Consider the following 7,734-nt stretch of genomic DNA (forward strand, 5'->3'; position numbering starts at 1 on the left):
CGGCTGTGGACCGACCCGGAGGTACGCCGCCACCTCGGCGGCCCCGTGATCGACTCGGTCATCCGGATCCGGCAGCGGCGGATCGTCGGGGCGGCCGGTTTCCACGCGGCGGTCCGGGCCGAGGACGGTGTCCTGCTCGGGCTCGTCACGGTGGAGGCCGCCGGGCGGGGCGGGGAGACGGAGGTCTCGTACCAGTTCCTGCCCGAGCACTGGGGGCGGGGGTACGCGCGCGAGGCGGTCGGCGCGGCCGTGGCGCGGGCGCTGGAGTCCGCGCCGAGCGTGGTCGCGGTCACCCAGGAGGCGAACCACCGCTCCCGTCGGCTCCTGGAGGCCGTCGGCCTGGAGCACGCCGAGTCCTTCGTGGAGTGGGACGCCCACCAGGTGCTGTACCGCCTGTGCCGGTGACGGTCCGACCTACTTCGGTCGTCCTCCCGCCGCCAGCGCCGCCACCGCCCGTTCCAGCCGTGCCGTCCGCGTCTTCGCCGTGCGGGCCTGCCAGAGGCTGAGGATCACCAGGTAGCGCTCGGTCCTGCCGAGCGCCCCGAAGGCCTCCGTCGCGCCCGGCTCCGCCGCCAGGGCCGCCGCCAGGTCGTCCGGCACGGTCGCGTCCTTCTGAGAGGGGTACGCGGCCTCCCACCGGCCGTCCGCCCGTGCCGCCCGCACCTCGGCGAGGCCCGGCTCCCGCATCCGTCCGGCGGCGGTCAGTGCCTCGACCTGCCGCACGTTGACCTGGGACCAGAGGCTGCGGGGCCGGCGCGGGGTGATCTTCTGGAGGTAGCTCCGCTCGTCGCGCGCCCTGCGCTTGCCGGTGATCCAGCCGTAGGCGAGCGTGCCGTCGAGGATCTCCTCCGCGCTCGGCGAGGGTACGTCCGAGCCCTTCCTGCCCAGCAGCAGCCAGATGCCCGGGGTGTCCCCGTGGTGCTTTTCCAGCCAGGCCTCCAGCTCGCCCCCGCCGCCGAACGCCATGACCGCGAGCCCCTCGACCGTCTCCACCGGGCACCTCTTCCCCGCCGTCGGACTTCCTCGGTGACCAAGATATTGACAGGGGCCGGAAGGCGGCCGTAACTTGCGTGCAACGTCGCACTAACGCGCGTTACTAAAGCGCGTAACCTAGAGATGCGGCAAAGACAGGGGGAACGACATGGCGGCCGGCAGTCCTCGTAGCGTCACCATGAGTGATGTCGCCCGGCGGGCGGGGGTCTCGCGCACGGCCGTCTCCTTCGTCCTGAACGACCGCCCCGGCGCGGCCATCCCGGACGAGACCAGGCGGCGCATCCTGGCCGCGATCGACGAGCTCGGCTACCGCCCCAACGCGGGCGCCCGCGCCCTCGCCGCCCAGCGCAGCGAGTGGTACGGACTGATCACCGAGATCGTCACCGCGCCCTTCGCCGTCGACGTCATCAAGGGCGCCCAGGACCGCGCCTGGCTCGACCGCAAGTTCCTGCTGATCGCCGCGAGCGAGGGCGACCGGGCCCAGGAGGCCGCCGCCCTCGACAAGCTCCTCGAACAGCGGGTCGAGGGACTGCTCTACGCCACGACCTGGCACCGCGCGGTCACCCTCCCCAAGGCGGCCCGCGAGGTCCCCACGGTCCTCGTCAACTGCTACGACGCCGAGGGCGAACTGCCCTCCGTCGTCCCCGACGAGGTCGGCGGCGGCCACCGTGCCGCCCGCCGGCTCGTCGAGGCCGGTCACGAGCGCATCGGGTTCATCAACCTCGACCCGGACATCCCCGCCGCCCTCGGCCGCCGCGAGGGCTACGAGCGGGCGCTGCGCGAGGCCGGTCTGCCCCTGGACCCGTCGCTGGTCGTCTCCGGCCACGCGACCGCCGACGGCGGCTACACCGCCGCCTGCGAACTGCTCGACCGCGCCGACCGGCCGACCGCGCTCTTCTGCGGCAACGACCGGATGGCGATGGGCGCGTACGACGCCATCAAGGAACGCGGGCTGCGGATCCCGGACGACGTGGCCGTGGTGGGCTACGACAACCAGGAACTCATCGCCGCCTACCTGCGGCCCAAACTGACCACGCTCGCCCTGCCGTTCGAGGCCATGGGCGCCAAGGGCGTGGACATGCTCGCCGCTCTCGCAGCGGGGCAGCCGCTCGACACCCCTCGGGTGATGGTCGACTGCCCGCTGCTCGAACGCTCGTCGGTCTGACCGCGAATCAGATCCGCCGAGTTCTTCCGTCCCGTCTTCGTCCGGTGTGTTGAAGAGAGGAAAGAGCCACCATTATGACACCCTCCCCTGCCCGCGGCCGAGCGCCGCGGGGGCTCCGCCCCGCCCTCGTGGCGGGCGCCGCGGCGACCGCCCTGCTCCTGACCGGCTGCTCCGGCGGCGCGGGAGCAGCCGGCGCCGGAGACACCTCCGGCAACCAGCTCCTCACCATCCCCCGCGAGGACATGGGCACCTTCACGCGGAACTTCAACCCCTTCTCCCCGAAGGCCGCGCCCATGACCAAGGAGGCGGTCTACGAACCGCTGATGGTCCACAACCCGGCCGACGGCGAGGACACCCCCTGGCTCGCCACCGCGTGGACCCAGGCGCCCGACGGGAAGTCCGTCACCTTCACCCTCCGCGAGGGCGTGAAGTGGTCCGACGGCCGGCCCTTCGCCGCCGAGGACGTCGTCTACACCTTCGAGCTCCAGAAGAAGCTGCTCGGCGGCTTCGAGTACCTCCGCGAGGTCACCGCCGACAGCCCGCAGAAGGTCACCTTCCACTTCACCAAGCCCTTCTCGCCCTCGCTCTACGAGATCGGCGGGCACTACATCGTCCCGAAGCACATCTGGTCGAAGATCGCCGACCCGGCCAAGGACACCAACGCCACCCCCGTCGGCACCGGCCCGTACACCCGGGTCGAGCACTTCCAGAGCCAGTCCTACGAGCTGCGGAAGAACCCCTCGTACTGGCAGCCCGCGAAGCAGCGGATCGCCGGCATACGCCTGCTCGCCTTCTCCGGCAACGACAGCGCCAACCTCGCCTTCACCAACGGCGAGGTCGACTGGACCCAGGCCTTCATCCCCGACATCCAGAAGTCCTTCGTCGCGAAGAACCCGAAGACCAACCACTACTGGTTCCCCACCACCGGCGCGATGATCAACTGGCAGCTGAACACGGCCAAGGCGCCCTTCGACGACCCCGCCCTGCGCAAGGCGCTCAGCCGGGCCGTCGACCGCGCCAAGATCGCCAAGGTCGCCATGAACGGCTACAGCGTCCCCGCCGACTGCACCGGCCTGTCGAACGCCTACGACACCTGGCGCGACGAGACCGTCGTTGCCTCCTGCGACTGGACCAGGCACGACAGCAAGGCCGCAGCCCAGGCCCTCGACGCCGCCGGGTACAAGCTCGGCGCCGGCGGCAGGCGCACCCAGAAGAACGGCAAGCCGCTCACCCTCGACATCTCCGTCGGCTCCGCCTCCTCCGACTGGATCTCGGTCGCCAACATCATCAAGCAGAACCTCGCCGAGGTCGGCGTCACCGCCACCGTGAAGTCCCCGGACTGGTCCGCCGTCGTCTCCTCGTACGAGACGGGCACCTTCGACAGCGGCATCGTGTGGAGCAACAACGGCGCCACACCGTACGAGTTCTACCGCGGCGCCATGGCCACCACCCAGGTCAAGCCCGTCGGCGAGAAGGCCACCGAGAACTACCACCGCTTCGGCGACCCGAAGGCCGACAAGCTCATCGACGCCTTCGCCGCCACCACCGACCCGAAGACCCAGCAGGCCAGGGCGAGCGAGCTGCAGAAGCTGTTCGCCGCCGACGCCCCCGTCGTCCCGCTCTTCCCCGGACCCGAGTGGGGCGCGTACACCGACGCCCGCTTCACCGGCTGGCCGACGAAGGACGACCCGTACGCGACCCTCTCCAACCGGTCCGTGACCACCGTCCTCGTGCTCACCTCCCTCCAGCCCGTCAAGGGCTAGTTCCGCCCCGGGCCCCGGCGCGCGCCGCCGGGGCCCGTACCCCGAAACACCCGACAGGGAGAAGAGCAGTGCGTCTCGTCCTGCGCAACCTGGGGTTCTACCTGATCGCCTTCTGGGCCTCCGTCACCCTCAATTTCCTGCTGCCGCGCTTCATGCCCGGAGACCCCGTCTCCCGGATGTTCGCCCAGGCCCAGGGGACGATGCAGCCCGATCAGATCGCCCAGTTGCAGAAACTCTTCGGTCTCGACGACCGCCCGCTGTGGCGCCAGTACGTCGACTACCTCCACAGCGTCGCCACCGGCGACCTCGGCATCTCCATCTCGCGCTTCCCGACCCCGGTCTCCGAGGTCATCGGTTCCCAGATCGGCTGGACGCTGCTCCTCGGCCTCACCGCCCTGCTCGTCGCCGCCCTCGTCGGCAACCTCCTCGGCGTCCTCGCCGCCTGGCGCCGGGGCGGGATCCTCGACTCCGCGCTGCCGCCGCTGCTGATCTTCGTCGGCTCGTTCCCGTACTTCTGGCTGGCGATGGGCGCGCTGTACCTCTTCGGCGTCACCCTCGGCTGGTTCCCGCTCCGGCACGCGTACGACGTCGGGCTCGAACCCGCCTTCGACGCCGCGTTCCTCGGGAACGTCGCCACCCATCTGGTGCTTCCGGCCCTCACCATCGTGCTCGTCTCGATCGGCGGCTGGATGCTCGGCATGCGCAACACCATGATCGCCACCGCCGCCGAGGACTACATCACCATGGCCGAGGCGAAGGGACTGAGCCCCGCCCGGATCATGTTCCGGTACGCCGCCCGCAACGCCCTGCTGCCGTCCGTCACCAACTTCGGCATGGCCCTCGGCTTCATGGTCGGCGGCGCCCTCCTCACCGAGGTCGTCTTCGCCTACCCCGGCATCGGCTACCAGCTCCTCGCCTCCGTCCAGGCCCTCGACTACCCGCTGATGCAGGGCATCTTCCTCACCATCACGGCGGCCGTCCTGCTCGCCAACTTCGTCGTCGACCTCATCCACGTACGCCTCGACCCGCGCGTCCGCGTCCGCTGAGGAGGGAACCCCGACATGCCCGTCCCCGACCTGCCCGTCGCCGACACGCCCGTCGCAGGCACTCCCGTCGCCGACACGCCCGTCCTCGACACCCCGGACACCGCCACCGCCGTGCCCCACGACCCGCCGCCCCGCCCGCCGGGCACCGCGCGCCCCGCCCACCAGGGCCTCGCGCGCCGGCTGCTCGCCGACCGCAAGGCCCGCGCCGGACTCCTCCTGCTCGCCGTCTTCGCGCTGCTCGGCACACTCGCCCCGGTCCTCGCGCCCGGCGACCCGTCCCTCATCACCGACCTCGGCTCCACCCCGCCGTCCGCCGGCCACTGGCTCGGCACCACCGCCAAGGGCCAGGACGTCCTCGCCCTCACCCTGTGGGGCACCCGCAGCTCGATGCTCGTCGGCTTCACCGTCGGCATCGCCGCCACCCTCGTCGCGCTGCTCGTCGGGCTCGCCTCCGCCTACCTCGGCAAGCTCGTCGACGACCTGCTGACCCTCGTCACCAACGTCTTCCTGCTGCTGCCGGGCCTGCCGCTGCTCGTCATCCTCGCCGCCTTCCTGCCGCCCGGCACCACCACCGTCGTCCTCGTCCTCACCGTCACCGGCTGGGCCGGCTCGGCCCGTGTACTGCGCGCCCAGGCCACCTCCATCCGGGGCAAGGACTTCGTCGCCGCCGCCGTCGTCACCGGCGAGCGACCGCTGCGGATCATGTTCCGGGAGATCCTCCCCAACATGGCGTCCGTGGTCATGACCACTCTGCTCGGCTGCGTCATCTTCGGCATCGGCGCCCAGGCGGGACTGGAGTTCCTCGGCCTCGGCGACGCCTCCGTCGTCAGCTGGGGCACCAACCTCTACTGGGCGGGCAACGACGGCGCCCTGATGACCGGGGCCTGGTGGGCGTTCGTCCCCTCCGGCCTGTGCATCGCGCTCGTCGCCTTCGCGCTCGCCCTCGTCAACTACGCGGTCGACGAGATCACCAACCCGCGCCTGCGCGCCCGCCGGAAGGGGAAGAAGTGAACGTCCTCGACGTCCAGGGCCTGCGGGTCGAATACCGCGGCGACGGCCGCAGCGTCGTCGGCGCCGACGACGTGTCGTTCACCATCGGCGCCGGAGAGGTCTTCGGACTCGCCGGCGAGTCGGGCTGCGGCAAGTCGACCGTCGCCAACGCCGTCATGCGACTCCTCAAGCCGCCCGCCGAGATCACCGCCGGCTCGATCGCCTTCCGGGGCCGCGACGTCCTCGCCATGGACGCCCGCGAACTGCGCGCCTTCCGCTGGCGGGAGATCGCCATGGTCTTCCAGTCCGCGATGAACTCCCTCAACCCCGTCCTCACCATCGGCGAACAGATCGGCGACATCCTCACCACCCACGAGAAGCTGAAGAAGCGGGCCGCCCGCGACCGCTCCGCCGCACTCCTCGACCTCGTCGGGATCTCGCCCGACCGGCTGAAGGCCTACCCGCACCAGCTCTCCGGCGGCATGCGCCAGCGCGTCGTCATCGCCATGGCCGTCGCCCTCAAGCCGGCCCTGCTCATCATGGACGAGCCGACCACCGCGCTCGACGTCGTCGTCCAGCAGGAGATCATGGCCCAGATCCGCGAACTCCAGCAGGCGCTCGGCTTCTCCGTCCTCTTCATCACCCACGACATGTCCCTGATGGTCGAGCTGTCGGACCGCATGGGCGTCATGTACGGCGGCCGGCTCGTCGAACTCGCGGACGCCAAGGAGCTGTTCGCGCGGCCCCTCCACCCGTACACCGAAGCCCTGATGAACGCCTTCCCGCCGCTCACCGGACCGCGCAGGGAACTCACCGGCCTCTTCGACGCCCCGCGCACCGCCGACAGCTGCGGCTTCCACGTCCGCTGCCCCGAGGACCGCGCCGACTGCTCCACGAACATCCCGGACCTGCGCCAGGTGGCCCCCGGTCGCTGGGCCGCCCTCACCGGAGGCACCGCCGCATGACCCTCCTCCAGATCCGCGGGCTCACCAAGGACTTCCCGGTCGGCACCGTCTTCTCCCGCCGCCGCGTCCGCGCCGTGAACGGCGTCGACCTCGACCTCGCCCCCGGCCGCGTCACCGCCCTCGTCGGCGAGTCCGGCAGCGGCAAGTCCACCCTCGCCCGCTGTCTCGCCCGCCTCGAACGGCCCACCTCCGGGCAGATCCTCCTCGACGGCGAGGACGTGCTCCGCACCGAGCGCCGCCGCGCCTCCCGTGCGTACCGGGGCAAGGTCCAGATGGTGTTCCAGGACCCCTTCGGCTCCCTCAACCCCGTCCACCGCATCGAGCACTTCCTCACCCGCGCCCTCGTCCTCCACGGCCACCCGGCCGACAGGGGACGGCTCACCGCCCTCATGCAGGAGGTCGGCCTGACGGCCGACATGCTCGACTCCCATCCGCACGAACTCTCCGGCGGACAGCGCCAGCGCGTCGCCGTCGCCCGCGCCCTGGCCGTCGGACCGGACGTCCTCCTCGCCGACGAACCGACCTCCATGCTCGACGTGTCCGTCCGGGTCGGCGTCCTCAACCTGATGCGCCGGCTCCGCGACGAACGCGGTCTGTCCATGCTGTACATCACCCACGACCTGGGCTCGGCCCGCTACCTCGCCGACACCACCGCCGTCATGTTCGCGGGCGAACTCGTCGAGGGCGGCGACGCGCTCGCCGTCATGGACGCCCCCGCCCACCCGTACACCCGGCTGCTGCTCTCCGCCGTGCCCGACCCCGCCCGGCGCACCGGCTATGACAAGGCCGAGCGCGCCGGGCGGGGTCGGGCA

At 71.5% G+C, this 7,734-nt stretch carries 8 protein-coding genes; 7 read left to right on the forward strand and 1 reads right to left on the reverse strand.

The genetic code is table 11. The features are described 5' to 3' along the window. The coding region (locus tag CCN56_RS31430) for a GNAT family N-acetyltransferase (RefSeq protein ID WP_107484255.1) at nucleotides 1-405 on the forward strand (405 nt) is incomplete at its 5' end. Nucleotides 406-414: 9 nt separating this feature from the next. On the opposite strand, the gene CCN56_RS31435 is transcribed toward CCN56_RS31430, so the two are convergent. Then, nucleotides 415-966, reverse strand: coding sequence for a YdeI family protein (locus CCN56_RS31435; protein WP_086831311.1), 552 nt, complete (start codon nucleotides 964-966; stop codon nucleotides 415-417). Between the two features lie 205 nt (nucleotides 967-1,171). Here CCN56_RS31435 and CCN56_RS31440 point away from each other — a divergent pair, with 205 nt between their 5' ends. The 6 genes from CCN56_RS31440 to CCN56_RS31465 all read left to right on the forward strand — a co-directional run. Then, nucleotides 1,172-2,158: a LacI family DNA-binding transcriptional regulator gene (locus CCN56_RS31440; RefSeq protein ID WP_256962276.1), complete on the forward strand. Its 987-nt coding sequence runs from the start codon at nucleotides 1,172-1,174 to the stop codon at nucleotides 2,156-2,158. A 74-nt stretch (nucleotides 2,159-2,232) separates the two neighbouring features. After that, the gene (locus tag CCN56_RS31445; protein WP_086831305.1) at nucleotides 2,233-3,921 is read left to right on the forward strand and encodes an ABC transporter substrate-binding protein; all 1,689 of its coding nucleotides are present in this window, start codon (nucleotides 2,233-2,235) and stop codon (nucleotides 3,919-3,921) included. A gap of 68 nt (nucleotides 3,922-3,989) precedes the next feature. Next, nucleotides 3,990-4,967 carry an ABC transporter permease gene (locus CCN56_RS31450; protein WP_086831306.1) on the forward strand — a complete coding sequence of 326 codons (978 nt, stop codon included), beginning with the start codon at nucleotides 3,990-3,992 and terminating at the stop codon, nucleotides 4,965-4,967. A gap of 15 nt (nucleotides 4,968-4,982) precedes the next feature. Continuing rightward, nucleotides 4,983-5,978 (forward strand): ABC transporter permease, encoded by a 996-nt coding sequence (locus tag CCN56_RS31455; protein WP_086831307.1) that lies wholly within the window; start codon nucleotides 4,983-4,985, stop codon nucleotides 5,976-5,978. Further along, a complete protein-coding gene (locus tag CCN56_RS31460) occupies nucleotides 5,975-6,922 on the forward strand; it encodes an ABC transporter ATP-binding protein (RefSeq protein WP_086831308.1) in 948 nt (315 codons plus the stop codon). The genes CCN56_RS31455 and CCN56_RS31460 overlap by 4 nt, the downstream gene beginning before the upstream one ends. Then, on the forward strand, nucleotides 6,919-7,734 hold an 816-nt coding region (locus CCN56_RS31465), incomplete at its 3' end, for an ABC transporter ATP-binding protein (RefSeq protein WP_086831309.1). The genes CCN56_RS31460 and CCN56_RS31465, both read left to right, overlap by 4 nt.

This window comes from Streptomyces sp. NRRL B-24572 (assembly GCF_002156145.1).
Taxonomy (GTDB): Bacteria; Actinomycetota; Actinomycetes; order Streptomycetales; family Streptomycetaceae; genus Streptomyces; species Streptomyces vietnamensis.